Origin of the sequence: Xanthomonas sp. NCPPB 3761, from assembly GCF_041475705.2 — a bacterium.
GTDB classification, from domain to species: domain Bacteria; phylum Pseudomonadota; class Gammaproteobacteria; order Xanthomonadales; family Xanthomonadaceae; genus Xanthomonas; species Xanthomonas phaseoli.
On the sequence record NZ_CM191262.1, the window covers coordinates 3,211,976 to 3,232,451 of the forward strand.

15 protein-coding genes and 2 pseudogenes are annotated in these 20,476 nt (G+C 65.4%); 9 read left to right on the forward strand and 8 right to left on the reverse strand.

Annotated elements, in window-relative coordinates; translation table 11 throughout:
* Positions 1–81 precede the first annotated feature (81 nt).
* Positions 82–498 (reverse strand): MerC domain-containing protein, encoded by a 417-nt coding sequence (locus tag ACCQ00_RS14060; RefSeq protein WP_007964015.1) that lies wholly within the window; start codon positions 496–498, stop codon positions 82–84.
* A 162-nt stretch (positions 499–660) separates the two neighbouring features.
* On the opposite strand from ACCQ00_RS14060, the gene ACCQ00_RS14065 reads away from it, so the two are divergent.
* A complete protein-coding gene (locus ACCQ00_RS14065; RefSeq protein ID WP_039570250.1) occupies positions 661–2,724 on the forward strand; it encodes a TonB-dependent receptor in 2,064 nt (687 codons plus the stop codon).
* A 390-nt stretch (positions 2,725–3,114) separates the two neighbouring features.
* Positions 3,115–3,864: pseudogene (locus ACCQ00_RS14070) on the forward strand (TonB-dependent receptor plug domain-containing protein); the annotation flags it as partial.
* 36 nt (positions 3,865–3,900) lie between these two features.
* Here the strand turns inward: ACCQ00_RS14070 and ACCQ00_RS14075 are convergent.
* A protein-coding gene (locus ACCQ00_RS14075) for an IS3-like element ISXac2 family transposase (protein ID WP_087944778.1) occupies positions 3,901–4,988 on the reverse strand; the annotation gives its coding sequence in 2 pieces (ribosomal slippage) (positions 3,901–4,736 and positions 4,736–4,988; 1,089 coding nt in all).
* 60 nt (positions 4,989–5,048) lie between these two features.
* On the opposite strand from ACCQ00_RS14075, the pseudogene ACCQ00_RS14080 reads away from it, so the two are divergent.
* The 5 genes and pseudogenes from ACCQ00_RS14080 to ACCQ00_RS14100 form a co-directional block, all read left to right on the forward strand.
* A pseudogene (locus ACCQ00_RS14080) lies at positions 5,049–6,695 on the forward strand (TonB-dependent receptor domain-containing protein); the annotation flags it as partial.
* 854 nt (positions 6,696–7,549) lie between these two features.
* Entirely contained in the window at positions 7,550–9,328 is a 1,779-nt protein-coding gene (locus tag ACCQ00_RS14085; RefSeq protein ID WP_039570599.1) for a S8 family peptidase, read from the forward strand.
* Position 9,329: 1 nt separating this feature from the next.
* Positions 9,330–9,938: a hypothetical protein gene (locus ACCQ00_RS14090; RefSeq protein WP_039570596.1), complete on the forward strand. Its 609-nt coding sequence runs from the start codon at positions 9,330–9,332 to the stop codon at positions 9,936–9,938.
* A 108-nt stretch (positions 9,939–10,046) separates the two neighbouring features.
* The gene (locus tag ACCQ00_RS14095; RefSeq protein ID WP_039570592.1) at positions 10,047–11,867 is read left to right on the forward strand and encodes a S8 family serine peptidase; all 1,821 of its coding nucleotides are present in this window, start codon (positions 10,047–10,049) and stop codon (positions 11,865–11,867) included.
* Position 11,868: 1 nt separating this feature from the next.
* Positions 11,869–12,465, forward strand: coding sequence for a hypothetical protein (locus ACCQ00_RS14100; RefSeq protein WP_039570588.1), 597 nt, complete (start codon positions 11,869–11,871; stop codon positions 12,463–12,465).
* Positions 12,466–12,545: 80 nt separating this feature from the next.
* On the opposite strand, the gene ACCQ00_RS14105 is transcribed toward ACCQ00_RS14100, so the two are convergent.
* Both ACCQ00_RS14105 and ACCQ00_RS14110 read right to left on the reverse strand, forming a co-directional pair.
* Positions 12,546–13,577 (reverse strand): aldo/keto reductase, encoded by a 1,032-nt coding sequence (locus tag ACCQ00_RS14105; protein ID WP_039570585.1) that lies wholly within the window; start codon positions 13,575–13,577, stop codon positions 12,546–12,548.
* Positions 13,578–13,733: 156 nt separating this feature from the next.
* Positions 13,734–14,951 carry an MFS transporter gene (locus tag ACCQ00_RS14110; protein WP_039570582.1) on the reverse strand — a complete coding sequence of 406 codons (1,218 nt, stop codon included), beginning with the start codon at positions 14,949–14,951 and terminating at the stop codon, positions 13,734–13,736.
* Positions 14,952–15,051: 100 nt separating this feature from the next.
* On the opposite strand from ACCQ00_RS14110, the gene ACCQ00_RS14115 reads away from it, so the two are divergent.
* Positions 15,052–15,966: a LysR family transcriptional regulator gene (locus ACCQ00_RS14115; protein WP_017157161.1), complete on the forward strand. Its 915-nt coding sequence runs from the start codon at positions 15,052–15,054 to the stop codon at positions 15,964–15,966.
* Positions 15,967–16,287: 321 nt separating this feature from the next.
* On the opposite strand, the gene ACCQ00_RS14120 is transcribed toward ACCQ00_RS14115, so the two are convergent.
* A complete protein-coding gene (locus ACCQ00_RS14120) occupies positions 16,288–16,491 on the reverse strand; it encodes a hypothetical protein (RefSeq protein ID WP_039570579.1) in 204 nt (67 codons plus the stop codon).
* Between the two features lie 226 nt (positions 16,492–16,717).
* On the opposite strand from ACCQ00_RS14120, the gene ACCQ00_RS14125 reads away from it, so the two are divergent.
* Positions 16,718–17,626, forward strand: a complete 909-nt coding sequence (locus tag ACCQ00_RS14125) for an AraC family transcriptional regulator (protein ID WP_039570576.1) — start codon at positions 16,718–16,720, stop codon at positions 17,624–17,626.
* A gap of 109 nt (positions 17,627–17,735) precedes the next feature.
* On the opposite strand, the gene ACCQ00_RS14130 is transcribed toward ACCQ00_RS14125, so the two are convergent.
* The 3 genes from ACCQ00_RS14130 to ACCQ00_RS14140 form a co-directional block, all read right to left on the reverse strand.
* Positions 17,736–18,206: a (R)-mandelonitrile lyase gene (locus ACCQ00_RS14130; protein ID WP_039570573.1), complete on the reverse strand. Its 471-nt coding sequence runs from the start codon at positions 18,204–18,206 to the stop codon at positions 17,736–17,738.
* A 91-nt stretch (positions 18,207–18,297) separates the two neighbouring features.
* Positions 18,298–18,978: a TetR/AcrR family transcriptional regulator gene (locus tag ACCQ00_RS14135; protein WP_039570570.1), complete on the reverse strand. Its 681-nt coding sequence runs from the start codon at positions 18,976–18,978 to the stop codon at positions 18,298–18,300.
* Complete coding sequence (locus ACCQ00_RS14140; protein WP_046736034.1) at positions 18,971–20,476, reverse strand: efflux transporter outer membrane subunit; 1,506 nt, start codon at positions 20,474–20,476, stop codon at positions 18,971–18,973. The genes ACCQ00_RS14135 and ACCQ00_RS14140 overlap by 8 nt, the downstream gene beginning before the upstream one ends.

Genomic DNA, 20,476 nt, shown 5'->3' on the forward strand with positions numbered 1-20,476 from the left:
CGGCCCGAATGGACGAACGGCAGATCTCGATTCTGCGTGCAGCCCTCGGCCCAAGGGCCATCGCTGCGGCAGTAGCGGCGCTTAGTGCGCGCAGCTGGCGTCGTGCACATGCCCATGCCCGTGATTCAGGCGAAGATTGACCAGGTGGGCGATACCGACCAGGGCGCCACCCAGCGTCATCACCACCGCATGCGGCACCACCGAATGATGGAGCGGGTCGTACAGCAGGCCCAGCCACAGCAATCCCAGACCGGGCAATAGCAGCGCCAGCGCATGCAGCGCTTTGTGCCGGCGATACCCGAGCACCAGGCTGAAAAGGCCCAGCAGCGACACGAACACCACGATGGCCAGTTCCACCCCGTCGCCCAGCCAGAACGACAGGCCCAGCGAAGGCGCCAGCGCCAGCACCAGTGGCAATACCGCGCAGTGCACGGCGCACAGCAGCGAGCCGGTTGCGCCGAAGCGGTCAAGAAGATGGCGAAGGGTGGGTAGAGGCATGACGTCCAGCAGGGTATTCGCGGCGACGTGGAATAATATAACATCTTACTGTTCCAGCCCCGCATCGATGCATCGCGCCGTCATGCGGTCTCGCCGCCGGCGCAGTAGGCAAGCTGCGCCTTACCGCTGATACACAGTAACAATTACAGAGTCCACCCCACCATGCCCCCTTTTGCACACCCGTTCCGCCGTTCCGCGCTCTCGCTGGCCCTGGCCAGCCTGCTGATCCCTGCCCTGGCCATGGCCGAGGACGCTCCGGTCGCTGCCGATGGGCAGACCCCGCCCAGTTCGGACACACGCCACGATGCCAGCCCTTCCAGTGGGCGCCATATCAAGGATCTGGACAAGGTGGTGGTCACCGCCAGCCCGTTGCGGGGTGCGGCCGGTGAGTTGAGTCGCCCGGTGGAAGTGCTGGCCGGCGAGCGTCTGGACGAGGTGCGCAGTTCCAGCCTGGGCGAAACCGTGGCCAGCCTGCCCGGCGTACAGAGTTCCAACTTCGGGCCCGGCGTGGGCCGGCCGATCATCCGCGGCCTGGACGGCCCGCGCGTGGCAGTGCTGCGCGACGGCCTGTCGACCCAAGACGTGTCCACCGTCAGCCAGGACCATTCCCCGGCAATCGAGCCGTTCCTGGCCAACCAGATCGAAGTGCTGAAGGGTCCATCGACGCTGCTGTACGGCTCCGGCGCCATCGGCGGCGTGGTCAACGTGGTCGACGGGCGCATCGCCGAGACTCCCGTGGACGGCTTCAGCGGACGCGCCGAAGCGCGCTTCGACGGCGGCGACAAGGACGGCAACACCGACATGTTCCGCGTCGATGCCGGTAATGGCAGCGGCCTGTCGATCCATGCCGATGGTGTGTATCGCAACCAGAACGACTACGACACGCCGAAGGGCCGCCAGCTCAACAGCTGGATCGATTCCAAGGTGGGCTCCATCGGTGCATCGCTGTCCGGCGACTGGGGTTTTGTCGGCCTGTCGGCATCGCGTTTCCGCGACAACTACGGCAACCCGGGCGAGCCGGGCGACCCGTCCATCGGCGAGCGCGGCGTGTCGCTGAAACTGCAGCAGGACCGTTACGACCTCAAGGGCGGGCTGACCGATCCGTGGGGCGACGGCAGCGCGCTGCGCTACAGCTTCGGCCATACCGATTACGCGCATACCGAATTCGAAGGCGCCGAAGTCGGCACCGTGTTCACCAAGCGGGCCAACGAAGGCCGCGTGGAAGCCTCGTTTACGTTTGGCAGCGGCTGGCAGACCGCATTCGGCCTGCAGGGCAGCGACAGCACCTTCCAGGCGATCGGCGAAGAATCCTTCGTGCCCAAGACCGATACCCGCTCGCTCGGCGCCTTCGCCGTCGCACGCAACAGTTGGGAGCGCGTCACCGCCGAAGTCGGCGCGCGCGTGGACAAGGTCAAGTACCAGACCGATATCGGCGTGGACCGCGATTTCACGCCGACCAGCTTCTCGGCCAGCGGCGGTTTCCGCTTCAACGAGCAGTGGCGCCTGACCGCCAACCTGGACCACGCCGAACGCGCGCCGGCCGAGGAAGAACTGTTCGCCAACGGCCCGCACATCGCCACCCTCGCCTTCGAGATCGGCGGCGCCGATCTGAAGACCGAGAAGGCCAACCAGGCCGAGCTGGGATTGAATTTCCAGAACGCATGGGTGGATGCCAAGGTGGCGGCGTACTACAACCGCTACAACGACTTCATCTACATCGTCGACACCGGCGGCCAGTGGTTCAACGAAGAAGACAACGACTTCCTGCCGATTCGCCAGTGGACGCAGGCCGACGCGATCTTCCACGGTTTCGAAGGCGAGGCCACCTTCCACCTGGCCAACAACCAGAACGGTGCGTGGGACCTGCGCGTGTTCGGCGATACCGTGCGTGCGCGCCTGAACGATGGCGGCAACCTGCCGCGGATTGCGCCGGGCCGCTTCGGTGCGCAGCTGCGCTGGGATGCGCAGCAGTGGCGCGCATCGGTCGGTGCCACACGCACCATGAAGCAGGACAAGGTGGCAGTGAACGAAACGCCGACCGATGGCTACACCTTCGCCGATGCACATCTGGCGTATCACGTGGACCACGGCAGCACGGCGTGGGAAGTGTTCCTGGACGGCAATAACCTCACCAACCAGGACGCACGCGTGCACACCTCCTTCCTCAAGGACGATGTGATGCTTCCTGGCCGCAGCGCCTCGTTCGGCGTGCGCCTGTTCTTCTGACAGCAGACTCTCTCCCCTGCTGACTGGAAGGAAGGCCGCCTTCGGGCGGCCTTTTTTATGGGCGTTGCCGACCGGTCGGCGTGTACGGCAGCGCGCTGCACCGTGGCTGCAGCCGCGCTCGCCATCGCGCGGAGGTGAACGGTGCACAGGACAGGGGCACCGTCGCACTGCAAGCGAGTACCGCCGTGTTCCCAACAGAAAACGCTGCCGCATGCTGCTGCGTCGCACAACAGGCTGCGGCGCATCTGGGGTTAAAACTTCATTAGCACTGCGCTGACAGGGGGCGCACGCGACGCGATAGCGCGGGCGCGCGCGTGCACTGGCTGCCGATGCCTGCACACCGCCGCATGGCTCGGCAGCGTTCTCGCACCTACACAAGGAGCCTTGCGCATGCGTTTTTCATCGCCCCGCTACACCCTCTCGCTCGCCGTTGCTGCCGCGCTGTTGGCACCCGATGGCCGCGCGCAAACCGCCACGCCCGCAGCAGCCAATCAAGAGACCACGACGCTGGATGCGGTCATCGTCAGCGGCACCGCACGCTTCAAGGGCCTGGCCAAGCGCGACGCCAGCTTTTCGATCACCACGGCCAGCCCGGAACAGATCCAGCAGGCGGTGCCGCAAAGCACCGCCGACCTGCTCAAGATCGTGCCAGGCGTGTGGGCAGAGCCCAGCGGTGGCGGTACGGGCGCCAACATCTTCGTGCGCGGCATGCCATCGGAAGGCGATGCGCCGTTCGTGACCATGCAACTGGATGGCTCACCGCTGTTTCCACCGCCTACCTTGTCGTTCCTGGAGAATTCCACGCTGTTCCGTGTCGATGACACTGTCGAACGCATGGAAGTGCTGCGCGGCGGCTCCAGTCCGATCTTCTCCAACGGCCAGCCCGGCCTGACCGTCAATTTCATCCAGAAAAAAGGCCAGGACGAACCCGAAGGCAGCGTGCGCCTGACCGGCGGCAACAACGCCTTGCGCCGCATCGATGTGTTCAACAGCGGGCCGATGGGCAATGGTTGGTACTACAGCGTGGGCGGCTTTTTTCGCGAAACCGACGGCGTGCGCGACCCGCAGTTCTCCGCCGACAAGGGCGGCCAGTTCAGCGCCACGTTGAGCAAGCGCTGGGACAGCGGTGAGCTGTCGTGGTAATCCCCCCACTTCTAGCGGTCGCCAGAAGTGGAGCTAAGCGGCCATCGCCAACTTCATGGCAGGCGTGATGCCGCCGAGCGCCATATTCGGACGCTCGTGGTTGTACGTCCATAGCCAGCGGGTGGCTTTGTCCTGCACCTGGTCGATGGTGTCGAACAGGGTTTGGGCGAGCCAGGCGTAGCGGATGGTGCGGTTGTAGCGTTCAACGTAGGCGTTCTGCTGTGGCTTGCCCGGCTGGATGTGCTCGACCCGGATACCATGCCGCTGCGCCCAGGACAGCAACGCGCCACTGATGTATTCAGGGCCGTTGTCGCAGCGGATCACGGCGGGCTTGCCGCGCCACTCGATGATCTGCTCCAGCGATCGGATCACACGGGCTGACGGCAGCGACAGATCCACCTCGATCCCCAGCCCCTCGCGATTGAAGTCGTCGAGCACATTGAACAGCCGGAAGCTGCGGCCGTCGGCCAACTGGTCGTGCATGAAGTCCATCGACCAGACCTGGTTGATAGCCTCCGGCACCGCCAGAGGCTCGGGCCGCTCACGCACCAGCCGCTTCCTCGGCTTGATCCGCAGGTTCAACTCCAGCTCGCGGTAGATCCGGTAGACCCGCTTGTGATTCCAGCCAAAGCCCTTCACGTTGCGCAGGTACAGGTAGCACAGGCCAAAGCCCCAGTCGCGATGGGCGGTCGTCAGGCGGACCAGCCAGTCGGCGATCCGGGCGTTCTGCTCGCTGGCCTTGGCCTGGTAGCGGAAGCAGGTCTCGCTCACCGCGAAGGCCTGGCAGGCGTGGCGGATGTTCGTACGCCCGCTCGTGACTGCCGATTGGGCCATCTCGCGTCGCTGAGATGGCCTCACCATTTTTTTGCGAGCGCTTCCTTCAGCAGGTCGGTACTGAGCTGCGCCTCGGCGTACATCTTCTTGAGCCGGCGGTTCTCCTCCTCCAGCTCCTTCATGCGCGCGACCATGGACACGTCCATGCCGCCGAACTTGCTGCGCCACTTGTAGAACGTGGCCGAGCTGATGCCGTGCTCGCGGCACAGCTCCGGCACGGGCGCACCGGCCTGGGCCTGCTTGAGCACGGCGATGATCTGGCTGTCGGTAAAGCGGGACTTCTTCATGGAACCTCCTCGAGAAAGGATACGAGAAAATTCCACTTCTGGCGTCTGCTAATGGGCGGGGGGATTACCTCGTTCTACGCACGCCACACCGACGACAACAACGCGTTCTACACCGCGATCCCGTTGCTCTCGCGCAACAACGGCAACGATCTTTCCAGTTTCCCCGGCTTGAACGCGCAGACCGGCACCCTGCTCGGCCGCGACTTCCGCAACGTGGAGCTGTTGGTCGGGCCCGATGGCCAGACGTTGCGGCGCGATCTGGCCGATTGGCGCGGCGTCAACATCGACGTGTTCGGCGGCGAATGGAACTGGGAGAGCGGCGGCTGGACCGTTGCCGACCGCTTCAACGTGATCAGCGGCAGCGCGCCGACCTACGCGCTCTTTACCGGCGATGCGCCACAGCGCCTGGGCGATTTCATTGCCGGTTACGGCAGCGGCGGCAGCGCCAGCTACACCAATGGCGGGGGCACGGTGGATCCGAACCAGCAGGTGCTCGAAGCCGGTTGGTGGTCGGTGGACAAGCGCCTGAATTCCTTTACCAACGACCTGCGTCTGAGCCGCGAGATGTTTGCCGGCAATACGCTCACCGTGGGCGCGTACTACGCCAAGTATTCGTCTGCCGATACCTGGTACCTGGGCAATACCATGCTGCTCACCGCGCAAAACAACGCACGCCGCATCGATGTAACGTTGGACGATGGCCGCCAGGCCACGCGCCAGGGGTTCACCAGTACCGCGTTCTTGAACCTGCGCGCCAAGTACGACGGCGAAAACATCGCCGCCTTCGTCGCCGACGAATGGGAGCTGAGCGAACGCCTGCGTCTGGATTTGGGCGCACGCTACGAGCGCCAGAGCGTCACCGGCGATGTGCACGACACCACGACCGTGGATCTGGATGGCAACCCGGCCACGTTGTACGACAACGCCACCTCGCTGGCATTGGCGACCACCCGGCGCATCGATCAGGACGATGAAGCGTTCTCGTGGACAGCCGGCCTGAACTTCACGCTGGACCAGAACAACAGCCTGTTTGCGCGGGTCAACTCCGGGGTGAAGTTTCCCGGCTTCGACAACCTGCGCGATGGGCAGAACCGCGTGCAGGACGTGGATCAATACGAGCTGGGTTTGAAGTCCGGCACAAGCGTCTACGACCTGTATCTCACCGCGTTCTACAACACCTTCAAGAACTCGCCGTTCCAGGCGTTCCTGGCCAATGGCGAGAACTTCACCGCCGTGGGCGATTCGCGCGCACGCGGGCTGGAAGTGGAGGGTGCGATCCGGCCGTTCGGCGGGTTCGAGCTGGCTGGCACCGGAGTATGGCTGGATGCCAAGTACCGCAATTATCGCGAGTTCACCGGCAACCGGGTGATGCGCCAACCCAAGCGCCAGTTCCGCATCACGCCCAGCTATTACTGGATGCTGCCGTTCGGCGACCTCAAGGTGTTTGCCACCTATTCGTACATCGGCGAGCGCTTTGCAGACCTGGCCAACAGCCAGCGCCTGCCCGCGTACGACATGCTGGACATCGGCGCCAACCTGCATGTGGGCGAACATTGGGAAGTGACGGCCAGCGGCAGCAATGTCACCGACACGCTGGGCCTGACCGAAGGCAACGTGCGCGTGCCTGGCGCAGCCACCGGTGGTGTCTTCATGGGCCGCCCCATCGCCGGGCGGCAGTACCAACTGTCGGTGGCGTACCGCTGGTAGTTCGCCGCCGCACCTGAGCCGCGCAGCAGCGGAGACTGCTGCGCGGGACTTCGCTAGCGCATGCCACGATGCGCAGCCTCGCGACGCTGGCATGCCCGGACCAAACCCGGCGTTGCCAGGCGTTGCGGCACCCATGCGTTTTTCCCACGCGCGACAGCCACTGCAACCCGGTGATGACGGGGCGGAGGCGAACAGCTCGCATGCGAAGCACAACGACGCATCGTGATCGCTTATTTCGATCGAAATGACCGCCCCTGCCAAATTTTTCTGCAATTTTCGTCGGCAGAACTTCGTATGCAACGCATCGCCCGACACGCCCGTCATAAATTGCGCGGTGTGTCACGAAGATCTCGCAGTGTGCATGCCTTGCAGGCAGTGCTGTCCCCCTTTGTAATCCAGGCGTTGCTGGTGCAAACGCATCGACAACATCGGCTGCGTCGACACGCACAGGGGAGCCGACGCGGGACCTGACCGCAGCTTTGCATCGGCGCAAATGCGCTTGTGACTCAACTGGGATAAACGCACATGGCGCTTGTCGCTGCTTCCTTGCATCGATGTCGCACCCCGGGCATCGACACGCGGCATCCGACTGCCTGCGGTGCAACTCCGCTTGCAGGTTACGTTGGCTGACGGGCTTTCCGGACCCGGCGGGCATCTGCCGGTTCCTTCACTCGCATTCCTCTTTCCGGCTCCACCAACACCGGCTTCACAGGCGCGAGCTTGCGTGGAGTGGAGCAGTTGCAAGGGCCGATCGCGCGGTTGGCCTGACGGAGGACTGTGTCACTTCGACGGCGCCCACCCTTTGACTGGAATCAGACGGAATGAACTCTTTTCGCAGGCGACCTCTCGCGCTGTTGATCGTTGCCCTCCTCGCCGGCAGCACGCCACTGTCGGTACTTGCTGCCGCGCAGGCAGCGGCTGCCACCACCCCGGCCACTACCAGCGCCACGACCAAGGCCAATGGCAACGACCCGTTGCTGCGTTACCAGTGGCATATCTCCAATCAGGGGCAGGCCGTGATCGGCGACAGCCGTCCGGTCGCCGGCGTGGACATGGATGTCGACATCCTGCATGCCCTGGGCATTCGCGGCCGCGGCGTGCGGGTCGGCGTGGTGGACGACGGGCTGGAATTGGGCCATGAAGATCTGGCAGACAACATTCTGCCGAACGGCTCGCACAATTTCGGCGACGGCTCGCACGACACCACGCCGATCGATCCGAATAACGGCCACGGCACGTCCGTCGCCGGCATCATCGGTGCGGTGGGCTGGAATGGCCGCGGCGGACGCGGCGTGGCGCCAGAAGTGCAACTGGCAGGATTCGACATGTTTGCGCGCGACGCTTCGAACACCGACGCCAGCGTCCGTTATTCATGGGGCGATGGGCCGGAGGCGCGCAACATCGATGTCTTCAACAACAGCTGGGGTTCGGCTACCCCGTTCTACCAGGATTTTCCTCTGGAAGACCAGCGCGACTGGGAAGCATTGATGGCTTCGACACGTGGCGGCCTTGGCGGTATTTATGTCAAATCTGCTGGCAATAGCTTCCTGCGATTCATTGTGCCCGACGAGAACGGAGACCCCGTCAATATCTGCAGCGAACAATCGCTGGCATTGAAAGTCGGCTGCTTGCTGGCCAACATCGACCCGTTGGCAAATCTGCCCGGGACCATCGTCGTGGCCAGCCTGAATGCCAAGGGCACCCGTGCCTCGTATTCGTCCACAGGCTCTGCGTTGTGGGTATCCGGCCTTGGTGGCGAGTTCGGCCGTCAACGCAAGTTCTATCCCAACGCAGCGTCCACTTTCTACCCGGACGCCGTCCCCTATGCCTACGATCCGGCGATTGTCACGACCGATCTCAGCGGCTGCGCAGCTGGCGACAACGTCGAAGCTCCCGGCGTGGTCTACAACGCACTGGACGGCAGCAAGTCGAAGATCGATGCGTCGTGCAACTACAACGCGATCATGAACGGCACCTCGGCTGCAGCGCCCACCGTGTCTGGCGTGGCTGCGTTGATCCTCAGTGCCAATACGAGCCTGAGCGCACGCGACGTCAAATATATTCTCGCGACCACCGCGCGCCAGATCGATCCGTACCAGCCGCGGGTGGTCTACCAGGGCAGCGTGATCGATCCGGGCTGGTTCACCAATGCAGCCGGGCACCGTTTCAGCAACTGGTATGGCTTCGGCCTGGCCGATGCCGCGGCCGCGGTCTACAAGGCGCGCTATTTCACGCCGCTGCCGCCCATGCGCGACACCCAGTGGATCAGCTCTACCGACGCGGCCAGCCAGATCGGTGGCCCGGCGCGACCGGGCAAGCTGCGCATCCGGGTGCAGCAGGCCATGAAGGTGGAAGCGGTGCAGCTGTCGCTGCAGTCGGCGCACAAGACGCCGTCCAACCTGCGTGTGGTGCTGGTGTCGCCGAGCGGGACACGCAGCGTGGTTGCCACGCCGTTTACCGTCCTGGATCCGGCTGCTTATGCGCAGACGGGGTTCTACATCGACCTGACCTCCAGCAATGCGTTTTTGGACGAGAAATCGCGCGGCATCTGGACCCTGGAAGTCACCGACATGAGCGACCCCAGGAGCACTGTCGCACTCAACGCTTTCAAACTTCGCATCGTGGGGCACTGATATGAAACCGATCATTCTTGCTTGCGTCTTGACGCTGACCATGGCCGCAACCGGTGCTGCGCAGGCAGTGCAATACATGGACGCCAATGCCCTGCGTACGGCAGCGACCGGCGTACGTTTCACCTCCGGAGCGGACACCTTCCGCATGCTGCCGGGCACGGTGGTGAGCGAGCACATGCCGCCACGGAACGCGATATCAGCACAGCGATCGGCAGCCAAAGTCGCCAGTACAGGTGCAGTGGCCCCCAACGCCAAGGTCGCCGCGCGCATCGGGCCGTATGCGGTGGTACTGGATGCGCCTGCAGGTGCTGCGCGCAGTCTCGCCACCAACACCGAACGCCCCATCGCCGCTGCGGTGAATGAGCGCAACGGTCGTGTCGTGCTGGTCAACCCGCAGGTGAAACTCACCGGCACGACGCCGGCCACGGCGACAGCGCTGGCGGCCAGCACCGGCGGGACCATTGCGTACACCTCGACGGTAGACGGCAGCGCGGTGATCACCTATGCATCGGTGGAACGCGCCCAGCGTGCACTACCCGGCCTGCAGCGCAGCAGCGGTGTCGCGCAGGCGGCGCTGGTGGTCATGCAGGCGGTCATGCAACCGATGTAACGACACCGGCCGCAGGCTGACCCCTGCGGCCGTTCCACGTCGGGCAGCAGGCCGGCCGGTCTGGCCGACACCTGCATCTGCGTCCACCACCATGACCGATACCATGCCATGACAACGTCTTCCCTGCGGCGATTGCCGCTGTTTTGCGCCTGCCTGCTGGCGCTGGGCCCTTTCTCTCTGACAGCCGCTGCTGCGGCAAACGGTGTCGATGCGCCGACCAGGACAACGCAGAACGCAAAGCAAACCGGCGACCCGTTGTTCCGCTACCAATGGCATCTGCTCAACCAAGGCCAGCCGGTGTTCGGCGACCAACGGCCACGGCCAGGCGTCGATCTGGATGTGGACATCTTGCACACGCTCGGCATCCGTGGCGCCGGAGTCAAGGTGGCGGTCATCGATGGCGGGCTTGAGATTGCGCACGAGGATTTGGTCGACAACATCGTTGCCGGCGGCTCGCACAACTTCTTGAACGGTTCCAACGACCCGACGCCGCCTGCGGATGAAATCGACAATGACCACGGCACCGCGGTCGCCGGCATCATCGCGGCACGTGGATGGAATGGCCTGGGTGGACGTGGCGTCGCGCCGGAGGCAAAGGTGGCTGGCTTCAACGCAATTTCCGTCCTCGATGGCAGCAAGCAGTACGTCGACATGCGCTACTCCTGGGGCGATGGCCCGGAAGCCCGTGCGATGGACGTGTTCAACAACAGCTTCGGCATCTCGACAGCGGTCTATCCATTCAGCGATCTCGACGAGCAGCGCTCCCTGGAAAAAATGATGCGTGCCCAGCGTGGCGGCAAGGGCGGCATCTACGTCAAGGCAGCTGGCAATGATTTCAATACGCTGCTCGATGTGGATGCACAGGGCAAGCTGATCGATCGCTGCAGCGACCAAACCCGGCAGCTCGGTGTCGCCTGCAGCAGCGCCAATATCGACAACCTCAACAGCCTGACCACCATGATTGTGGTGGGTGCAGTCAATGCCAACGGCGTACGCGCGAGTTACTCATCGCCCGGATCGGCATTGTGGGTGTCCGGGCTGTCCGGCGAATTTGGCTTCCAGCGTCGCTTCGATCCGCACCCGGAGACGTTCAGCCCGCTCTATACGCTGCTCGCTGCGCAGGGTCCGCAGCCATTCTTCTCCCCGGCGATCGTCACCACCGATCTGAGCGGTTGCGCGGCAGGCAATAACCGCGACCGCACGCGCGCGCCGCAGAACGCGCTGGACACCAGCCACGCGAAGATCGATGCCTCGTGCAACTACAGCGCACGCATGAATGGCACCTCTGCCTCCGCGCCGACAGTTGCAGGCGTCGCGGCGCTGATGCTGAGCGCCAACCCGCAGCTGACACTGCGCGATGTCAAATACATCCTGGCAACGACGGCGGTACAGGTCGATCCTCATCAAGCCAAGGCGTTCTACAAGGACGCCGTGATCGAGCCCGCCTGGATCACCAATGCGGCCGGCCACCATTTCAGCAATTGGTATGGCTTCGGCTTGGTGGATGCAGCCGCGGCGGTGGAGCGTGCGGTGCATTTCACTCCGCTGCCTGCAATGCAAGACACCGAGTGGAGCGTCTATGACGGAAAAAGCAGCACTATCGGCGGTATCGGCGCGCCAGCGCGATTGGCGATCGACATCAAGCAGTCCTTCAAGGTGGAAGGCGTCCAGCTGTACTTCGCAGGGACGCACAAGAATCCTCGTCAGCTGCGCGCCGTGCTGGTCTCGCCCAGCGGCACCCGCAGCACCGTGATGACGCCGTTTTCCACGCTCGATCCGGGCGATGGCTTCGTGGTCTTCCTGACCTCCAGCAATGCGTTCCTGGACGAAGCGTCAGCCGGTCGCTGGACATTGGAGGTGGACGACATGCTCGCCGACAACGGCAAGGAACAACTGCAGGAATTCGAAATGCGCGTGGTGGGCCACTGACATGAAAACTTCTCTGATCGCACTGTTGTGGGTCGTTGCCGCCAGCATGTCTGCACCCGCCTCGGCACAGGTGTTCGATCGCGCCCGCCTGCGTGCTGCCGCAACCGGGCAAGCCGTTGTGGTGGACCGCGCCAGTTTCCGCCTGATTCCAGCAGCGGTGGTACAGCTGGCCGACGCCACGCGCGGCACTGCGGCCACGCAATCGCCAAGAAGCACGCAACCCAGCGCGCACGCACCGGTTGCCCGCGTCGATCGCTACGCGATCTACCTCGACACCAACGGCGCCGCGAACGCGGTTGCGCGCACCACGCGCAGCGCAGCATCGGGGAGCGTCGTTGCCGCGCTGGAAACGCGTAGCGGCCAGCCGGCATTGCTCGGTGCTTCGATCAAATTGTTCGATACCACGCCAGCCATCGCGCGCGCACTGGCCGCGCGTACGGGCGGCAGGCTGCTCTATGCCTCCGCGACCGACGGCAGCGCGATGATCGGCTACGCCTCGGCGATGACGGCATTGGACAATTGCCGCCAGCTGCAAGGCAGCAACGGCGTGGGAGCGATCAAGCCGGAAGTGATCGTTCCGGCGGCACGGCCATTGTGATGCAACTGCATTAGCACCGCGGCAATCATGCGCGCCAACCTGCATTGGCTTGCCGCGTGGCGCGTTTGGCGCAGCCCGCCTTACAGCGGCAGCGGGCTGCGCTCTGCGAACTGCCCGCGCCAATAGGGGTAGTACGGGTACGGCGGCTCCACTGCGCTGGCCTGATCCAGGCGGGCACGCTGGTCGTGAGTCAACGACCAACCCACCGCACCGAGGTTTTCGCGCAGTTGCGCTTCGTTGCGTGCGCCAATCAGCACCGTGCTCACGGTCGGCCGCTGCAGCAGCCAGTTGATGGCGATCTGCGGCACGCTGCGGCCGGTCTCTGCGGCAACGGCATCGAGTGCATCGACGATGTCGAACAAGCGCGCATCGTCGATCGCCGGGCCGGCCGCGGCGGTGGCATGCAGACGGCTGTGTTGCGGCAATGGCTGGCCACGCCGCAGCTTGCCGGTCAGCCGCCCCCAACCGAGCGGGCTCCACACCACCGCCCCGATGCCTTGGTCGATACCCAGCGGCATCAGCTCCCACTCGTAGTCGCGCCCGGCCAGCGAATAATACGTCTGGTTGGCGACAAAGCGGCTCCAGCCGTGCGCATCGGCGACCGCCTGCGACTTCATCAACTGCCACCCGGAATAATTGGACGCGCCCAGATAGCGCACCTTGCCCGCGCGCACCAGGCCATCCAGCGTGGACAGGGTTTCTTCCATCGGCGTCATGGCATCGAACGCATGCAGCTGCAGCAGATCGATGTAGTCGGTGCGCAAGCGTCGCAACGATGCCTCCACCGCACGCAGCAAACGGAAGCGCGACGCGCCGGCATCATTGGGGCCATCGCCCAGGCGCAGGCCGGTCTTGGTCGAAACAATCACCTGATCGCGGCGGCCTTGCAGCGCCTGGCCAAGGATGTCTTCGGACGCGCCATCGGAATACACATCGGCGGTATCGAACAGGTTGAGCCCTGCTTCCAAACACACCTCGACCATGCGCCGCGCCTGCGCCACATCGGTGTCGCCCCATGCAGAAAACAGCGGCCCCTTGCCGCCGAACGTGCCGGCACCCAGGCCAAGCACGGGCACCTTGAAACCGGACCGGCCGAGTAGACGGGTTTCCATTGAGAATTCCTTGGTCACGTTGAATGAGAGATGCGCTGGGTGACCGCTGGGCGTTTGCGCTTGTGGAGTGTTGGGCGCCAAACCAGTGTCTATGCGCCTCGAACGCCGCCTGGCGCGCAGTGCGCCAACGTGGCCAATGACCAGCGGGCAACCAGCTCAACCCATCTGCGTACAGGCCAGTGGCGCAGTCGCGCGGCGGCGTTGCAACTGCACGCTCCATCGCGCCAGGCCCAGCCCGATGGCACTCAACAGCGCGGCCACCCAGGGCGTTGCGACCAGACCGGCCTGCGTGGCGATCACCACGCCACCCAGCCACGCGCCAAGCGCATTGCCCAGGTTGAAGGCGGCGATGTTGAGGCTGGACGCCAGGTTCTGGCCGGCGCCGCGCGCATGTTCCAGCACCCGCAACTGCAGCGGCGCCACGGTGGCGAAGGCGGCCACGCCCAGCAGCCCCACAACAGCCACCATCGCGACCTTGCTGTGCAGCGCAAACCCCAGTGCGCCCAGCACCACCACCAATGCCGCCAGACTGCCCAGCAACGCCGCAGTGGGGCGACGGTCCGCCAACCGCCCGCCCAACAGATTGCCGACGATCATGCCGACGCCGAACACCAGCAGCACAGGCGACACTGCCGCTTGCGCAAAGCCGGTGACCTGCAGCAGCAGCGGCTGGATGTAGGTGAACACTGCGAACACGCCGGCATAGCCCACCACCGTGATCGCCAGCGCCAGCAGCACCTGCCCCCGCTGCAACACCGCCACTTCCTGCCGCCATGACACCGGCGTGGCAGCACCCGCCGCGGCCGGCACCCACACCGCGACCGCGGCAGTGGCCAGCACGCCGATCGCCGCCACCGCCCAGAAGGTCGCGCGCCAGCCCAGTTGCAGGCCCAGCCAGGCACCGGCCGGCACCCCGAGCAAGGTGGCCACGGTCAGCCCGGCAAACATCAGCGAGATGGCCGACGCACGGCGTTCGGCCGGCACCAGCGATGTCGCCACCACCGCGCCGACGCCGAAAAACGTGCCGTGGGCCAGCGATGTCAGCATCCGCGCAACCATCAGGCTGGTGTAGTCCGGCGCCAGCGCGCAGGCCACGTTGCCGACGGTGAAGATCAGCATCAGCCCGACCAGCACCGCCTTGCGCGGCAGGCGTGCGCTGGCCAGGGTCAGCACCGGCGCACCGACGAACACGCCCAGCGCATAACCGCTGATCAACAGGCCCGCCGCGCTGAGCGAAACGCCCAGATCTGCGGCCACCTGCTGCAGCAGCCCCATGATCACGAACTCGGTCGTGCCAATGCCGAAGGCCCCGATGGTCAGGGCCAGCAACGCCGGCGGAAAGCGCGGCGAACGCGCAGAGGTAAGGTTGGACATGGGCATGGGCCAAGGGAGACTGCGCACAGCCTGCGCGCTGCGTTTACTTGCAAAAACCCCTGCTATCCTGATTCACTTTCAATCAATCATTGACAATCGCATGGACCGTCTTGGCGACATTGCCCTGTTCCTGCGCGTGCTCGACCTGGGCTCGATCACCGCAGGCGCGCGCAGCCTGGATCTGTCGGTGGCGGTCGCCAGCCAGCGTCTCAAGCGCCTGGAACGCGAGCTGGGCGTGCGCCTGCTGCACCGGACCACGCGCCGCCTGCATCCCACTGCCGAAGGCCAGCGGCTGGCCGAACGCGGCCGCGTGCTGGTGGAAGACCTGGACGCACTGGCCGAGGACCTGCGCGAAAGCGCACACGATGTGGGTGGCGTGCTGCGCATGACCCTGTCCGCCTCATTCGGGCGACAATACGTGTCGCCGCTGCTGCCGGAATTCCAGGCCCGCCATCCGCGCCTGCGCATCAGCGCGCACCTGAGCGACGACTTGGTGGACCTGGTCAAACAGGGTTTCGATCTGGCGATCCGGATCGGACCACTGGAGGACTCCGGGCTGGTGGCCCGGCGGATTGCCGACAACCGCCGAACCCTGGCGGCCTCGCCCGCCTACCTGCAGCGTCACGGCACGCCACGCACGCCGGACGAACTTGCACAGCACGCCGGCGTGTTGCTGATGGGCCGTGACGGCCGCCAGGATGTGTGGACACTGCAAACGCCAGACGGTGGGCTGGTGCGCGTGCGCATGCAGAGCCGCTTCGAAAGCAACTTCGGCGAGCTGATACGCGACGCCGTGGTGGCCGGCCAGGGCATCGCGGTGCATTCGTATTGGCACATCGCCGACGAATTGCGCAGCGGCCGCCTGGTCGAAGTGATGCGCGACTACCCCCCGCCCACCTCGCAGATCAGCGCAGTGATGCCGGCGCGCCAGCTGCAACCGCCGCGCGTGCGTGCGTTCGTGGAGTTCCTGCTGGAGCGGCTGGGCGAGCAGCCGCCTTGGGAGCTGTCGACATAGCGCCGCCGCGCGCAATGGGGCCGGCCGGCATCGGCGCTTGCCGTGCGGATGGCGCGGTAGCGAAACCCGAGCGCCGCGACCGCGAGCCGGCGGATGGCGTCGTCTGCGGCATGCCAGTCACCGTCGGAAACGACGGCATCGATGGGTTCTACGCTGCGTCCCACGCGCGCCGACCGCATGAGTGACTGGCTGCCCGAACGCGCAGCGATCGGCCGCATGACGGGACTGGCAAGCTGCCGACCCTGCAGTCAGCATGACCGTGCACGTCCGCACGCCGAGGCCGGCGGCGTGCGCACCCGCTGCGGCAATCGCTCCGGCAGATCAACGCCCGCCGCGCAGCAGGCGCGTGTGCAGGCGACGCCGCTGCGCATCGCTCAACAGATGTCCGTGCGTTCGCAACAGCCCCAGGATCTGCAGATGCGCCTGTGCGGTACGCCGCGCCAATTCGGCGGCGGCAGCGGCTTGGAGCCGCTTCCACTCGGCAGGGCTGGTCGGCGTTGGAAAGCTGGAACGTTTTGCGGGCATGGCAGCAGGTGGATGCAAGAGACCTCGCCATGATACGGCCGGCCCGTGATCGCCCTATCAGGGCCAACGCGCAGTTAGAGCGAAGGCGGCCACGACTGCGGCAGCGCTTTGCGGCGGGCGCACGCCCACAACCCGCGCAATGGACCTTGCCGCCCACACCACCTGCACTCTTGTACGATCGGCGCCCTCGCGGCTGGGCCGCATTGCATCGTCGACGGGTTTTCGCATGTCTTCGCTGACCGAGTTGAGCACGATATTGCTGCGTCATGCGCCTGGCGACGGCATGCATTCCACGCCGATCGCCGGATTGCAGATCATGCGCAGCGCATCGCCGACAGTGGCCATGCCCACTGTCTATACACCCATGCTGTGCCTGGTGGCGCAAGGCCGCAAGCAGGCAATGCTGGGCGCGCAGGCGTACGTCTATCACCCGCAGATGTACCTGGTGGCGTCGGTGGATCTGCCCATCGTCGGCTCGGTCATCGAAGCCAGCAGCGCGCAACCGTATCTGTGTTTCTGCCTGGACCTGGACACCGCGGTGCTCAGCGAGCTTGCAATCAATCATCCGGAACTGGTGGACACCCAGCGCGATGCGGCATCGGCCGGGTTGCTGCTCAATCGCAGCACGCCGCAGTTGCAGGACGCTGCGCTACGGCTGGCGCGCCTGCTCGATCAACCGCATGAAATTGCCGCGCTCGCTCCACTGATCGTGCGCGAACTGTTGTACCGCCTGATGGCCGACCCGGCCAATGCGGCGGTGCGCCAGATGGCCATCGCCGACAGCCGGCTCAACCAGATCTCCAGGGCCATCGTGTGGTTGCGCGAGCACTATGCGCAGCGCTTCAGCATCGAGCAGATCGCCGATCTCTCGGCAATGAGCCGCTCCACCTTCCATGCGCACTTCAAGGCGGTGACCACGCTGACGCCACTGGAATACCGCTCGCAGCTGCGCGTGCACGAAGCACGCCGCCTGATGGTGGCCGAGGCCCTGACCGCCGCCGATGCCGGCTTCCGGGTTGGCTATGAGAGCGCATCGCAGTTCAGTCGCGACTACGCACGCATTCTCGGCATCTCGCCTGCGCGCGATGCGCAACGGCTGCGTGCCAACGCGCAGGACGCCACCGAAGCGGCGTAAGCGCTGCTGTACTCGGCGCGGGCCGCACCGCGGCCCCGGCCACCCGCCGCAGCGTTCGCTTACGCCAAGGCGGCACCATCACCGCGCCAGCATTGGCATCCGCATCCGTCTACTCCTGCGCGTACTGCGCCTCGCTCACCTGCTCCAGCCAGGTAACAGGAGCGCCGTCCTGCGATTCGGCAATGGCGATATGCGTCATCGCCACGTTGGCATTGGCGCCGTGCCAATGCTTGACGCCAGGCGGAATCCACACGATATCGCCCGGGCGAATTTGCTGCGCCGGCTTGCCCCACTCCTGCACGCGCCCCGCGCCAGCGGTCACGATCAGCGTCTGGCCCAGCGGATGGGTATGCCATGCGGTGCGCGCGCCTGGCTCGAAGGTGACGGTGGCGCCGCCGACGCGTGCCGGTGCCTCGGCCTGGAACGGTGCGTCGATGCGCACCTTGCCGGTGAAATACGCGGCCGACCCCACTGCCGACGGCGCCCCGCCCGCCTTGCTCACCTTGATCGGCTGCGCGGCCTCATCCGGTGTCACGGCGGCCATCATGGAGACAGACATCGCGGTCGCGAACAGATGCATTGCAGTGCTCCTTCATTTGAGTCTGCGCACTGTAGCGCGCTCGTCCACTGGCATGACCTGGGCACGCACGCTTCATCGCACCCCGGGCGGCCTAAAATCCGCTGGGCACCTCGCGCTGGCCGTCAGCCTCCGGCACCACCGCGCCCGGTCGATACGCCCGCAGGAACAACGCCACCGCACCGCTGACATACGCATCCAGCTGTACCGATTGCGCGTCTGTCGCATCGTCGCGCGCGGCAGCGGTGGCTGGCCGCCCGGTCATCAATCCGAAGAAATGCACCGATGCATCGGGCACGTTGTCGATCACCAATGCGCCGCGTTGCACCTCGCGCGCCAACAGCGTGCGCATCATGGTGTCGTAGCGCTCGAAGCACAGCGTCCACATTTCCTCGCGCATCTGGCCAGGCAGCAGTGGCGGGCGCACCAGGCCATAGGCGGCATCATCGCGCATGCTGCTGGCAGACACCCGCAGCACCGCATCGGCCACCGCAGCCAGGCGCCGCTCCAACGGGCCCTGCAGCTCCAGCAAGGCCGTCCAGCGATTGGGCGAGGCCTGCGCCAGCGCTTCCAGGGTAGTGCGGAACAGCACCTCCTTGGACGCGAAATGCGCATACACCGTGGCCTTGGACACCATCGCGCGCTCGGCGATGGTGTCCATGCTGGTCCGGTCGAAACCGTGCTGCTGAAACAGCACGCCTGCCGCCGCCAGGATGGCGCCACGCTTGTCGTGTGGCGCACGCCTGGGCGCAACGGGTGGCGCGTCGTCATCCACGCGACGGCTCCGCTGGCGGGGTCGCGGCGGCAGTGGGCGCAGCGGTTTGCAGCCAGCCTCCGCCCATGGCCTTGTAGAACGTTACCAGGTTGGTGAAGCGCGACAGCTGGGTGTTGATCAAGGTCTGCTGCGCGCTGTACAGCGCGCGCTGCGCATCCAGCGCCTGCAGATAGCTGTCGATGCCCCGTTCGAAACGCGCTTGCGACAGCTTGTAGCTATCGGCTGTGGCATCCACCAGCGCTTGCTGGGCCTGCAGTTGCCTGCCCAGCGTGTCGCGCTGCGCCAACGCGTCGGAAACCTCGCGGAACGCGCTCTGGATCGATTTTTCGTAGCGCGCCACTTCGATATCGCGGTTGGCCTTGGCCATGTCCAGATTGGCGCGATTGCGCCCGGCATTGAAGATCGGCAAGGTCAGCGTGGGCACGAAACTCCAGGCACGCGTGCCGGCATCGAACAGCCTGGACAGGCTGCTGCTGGACGAACCGGTAGATGCGGTCAGGCTGATGCTGGGGAAGAACGCTGCCCGCGCCGCACCGATATTGGCGTTGGCCGCACGCAAGTTGCGCTCGGCTTCCAGGATGTCCGGGCGACGTTGCAGCAACTGCGATGGCAGGCCGGCCGGCACGCTGGCCAACACATTGCCTTCCACGCTCGCGTTGTCGGGCAGTGCATGTGGCAGCAATTCCACCGGCACCGACGTGCCGACCAGCAGCACCAGGGCATTGCGATCCTGCGCCACCTGCGCGGTGTAGCGCTCCACATCCACGCGTGCGGTTTCCACCGTGGTCTGCGCCTGGCGCAAGGTCAGTTGCGAAGCCGCACCCAGCTCGAAGCTGCGCTGCTGCAGGCGATAACTGTCGCTCTGGCTGGTCAGGGTGGATTGCGCCAGCTGCAGCAACTGCTGGTCGGCCGCCAAGGTCAGGTAGGCGGTGGCCACTTCTGCCACCAGGCTGATATGCGTACTACGGCGCGCCTCGGCGGTGGCCAGGAATTGCTGCAACGCCTGTTCCTTCAGGCTGCGCACGCGCCCGAACAGGTCCAGCTCATAGGCACTGATGCCGATGTTGGCGCTGTAGGTGCGGAACACCTGCGGCTGGCCGGGAATGGCAAGCTCCGAGGGCGTGCGCGCATTGTTGGCGGTGCCGGTGCCCTCGATGGCGGGCAGCAGTGCGGCGCGATCCACCCGGTATTGCGCGCGGGCGACCTCGATATTGAGCGCGGCCACGCGCAGGTCGCGATTATTGTCCAGTGCCAGCGCAATCACCTGCTGCAGCGCCGGATCGGTGAAGACCTCACGCCAGCCGATGTCGGCGATGTACGCCGTGTCGGTGGTGCTGCCGGTATCGGCCGCGGCAGCCGGAGGGGCTGCCGACACATCGGTGCCGGCAAATTGCGCGGGCACCGGTGCGTCGGGCCGCGTGTAGCGCGGCATCAGCGTGCAACCGGAAAGCACGCTGGCCACGCCAAGCGCGCAAAGAGTCATGCGAATCGCGGTCAT

Coding starts and splice junctions, on each gene's coding strand:
- ACCQ00_RS14060 (WP_007964015.1), bottom strand. CDS start 498: ATGCCTCTACCCACCCTTCGCCATCTTCTTGACCGCTTCGGCGCAACC.
- ACCQ00_RS14065 (WP_039570250.1), top strand. CDS start 661: ATGCCCCCTTTTGCACACCCGTTCCGCCGTTCCGCGCTCTCGCTGGCC.
- ACCQ00_RS14090 (WP_039570596.1), top strand. CDS start 9,330: ATGAAACCGATCATTCTTGCTTGCGTCTTGACGCTGACCATGGCCGCA.
- ACCQ00_RS14095 (WP_039570592.1), top strand. CDS start 10,047: ATGACAACGTCTTCCCTGCGGCGATTGCCGCTGTTTTGCGCCTGCCTG.
- ACCQ00_RS14100 (WP_039570588.1), top strand. CDS start 11,869: ATGAAAACTTCTCTGATCGCACTGTTGTGGGTCGTTGCCGCCAGCATG.
- ACCQ00_RS14105 (WP_039570585.1), bottom strand. CDS start 13,577: ATGGAAACCCGTCTACTCGGCCGGTCCGGTTTCAAGGTGCCCGTGCTT.
- ACCQ00_RS14110 (WP_039570582.1), bottom strand. CDS start 14,951: ATGTCCAACCTTACCTCTGCGCGTTCGCCGCGCTTTCCGCCGGCGTTG.
- ACCQ00_RS14115 (WP_017157161.1), top strand. CDS start 15,052: ATGGACCGTCTTGGCGACATTGCCCTGTTCCTGCGCGTGCTCGACCTG.
- ACCQ00_RS14120 (WP_039570579.1), bottom strand. CDS start 16,491: ATGCCCGCAAAACGTTCCAGCTTTCCAACGCCGACCAGCCCTGCCGAG.
- ACCQ00_RS14125 (WP_039570576.1), top strand. CDS start 16,718: ATGTCTTCGCTGACCGAGTTGAGCACGATATTGCTGCGTCATGCGCCT.
- ACCQ00_RS14130 (WP_039570573.1), bottom strand. CDS start 18,206: ATGCATCTGTTCGCGACCGCGATGTCTGTCTCCATGATGGCCGCCGTG.
- ACCQ00_RS14140 (WP_046736034.1), bottom strand. CDS start 20,476: ATGACCGCGATTCGCATGACTCTTTGCGCGCTTGGCGTGGCCAGCGTG.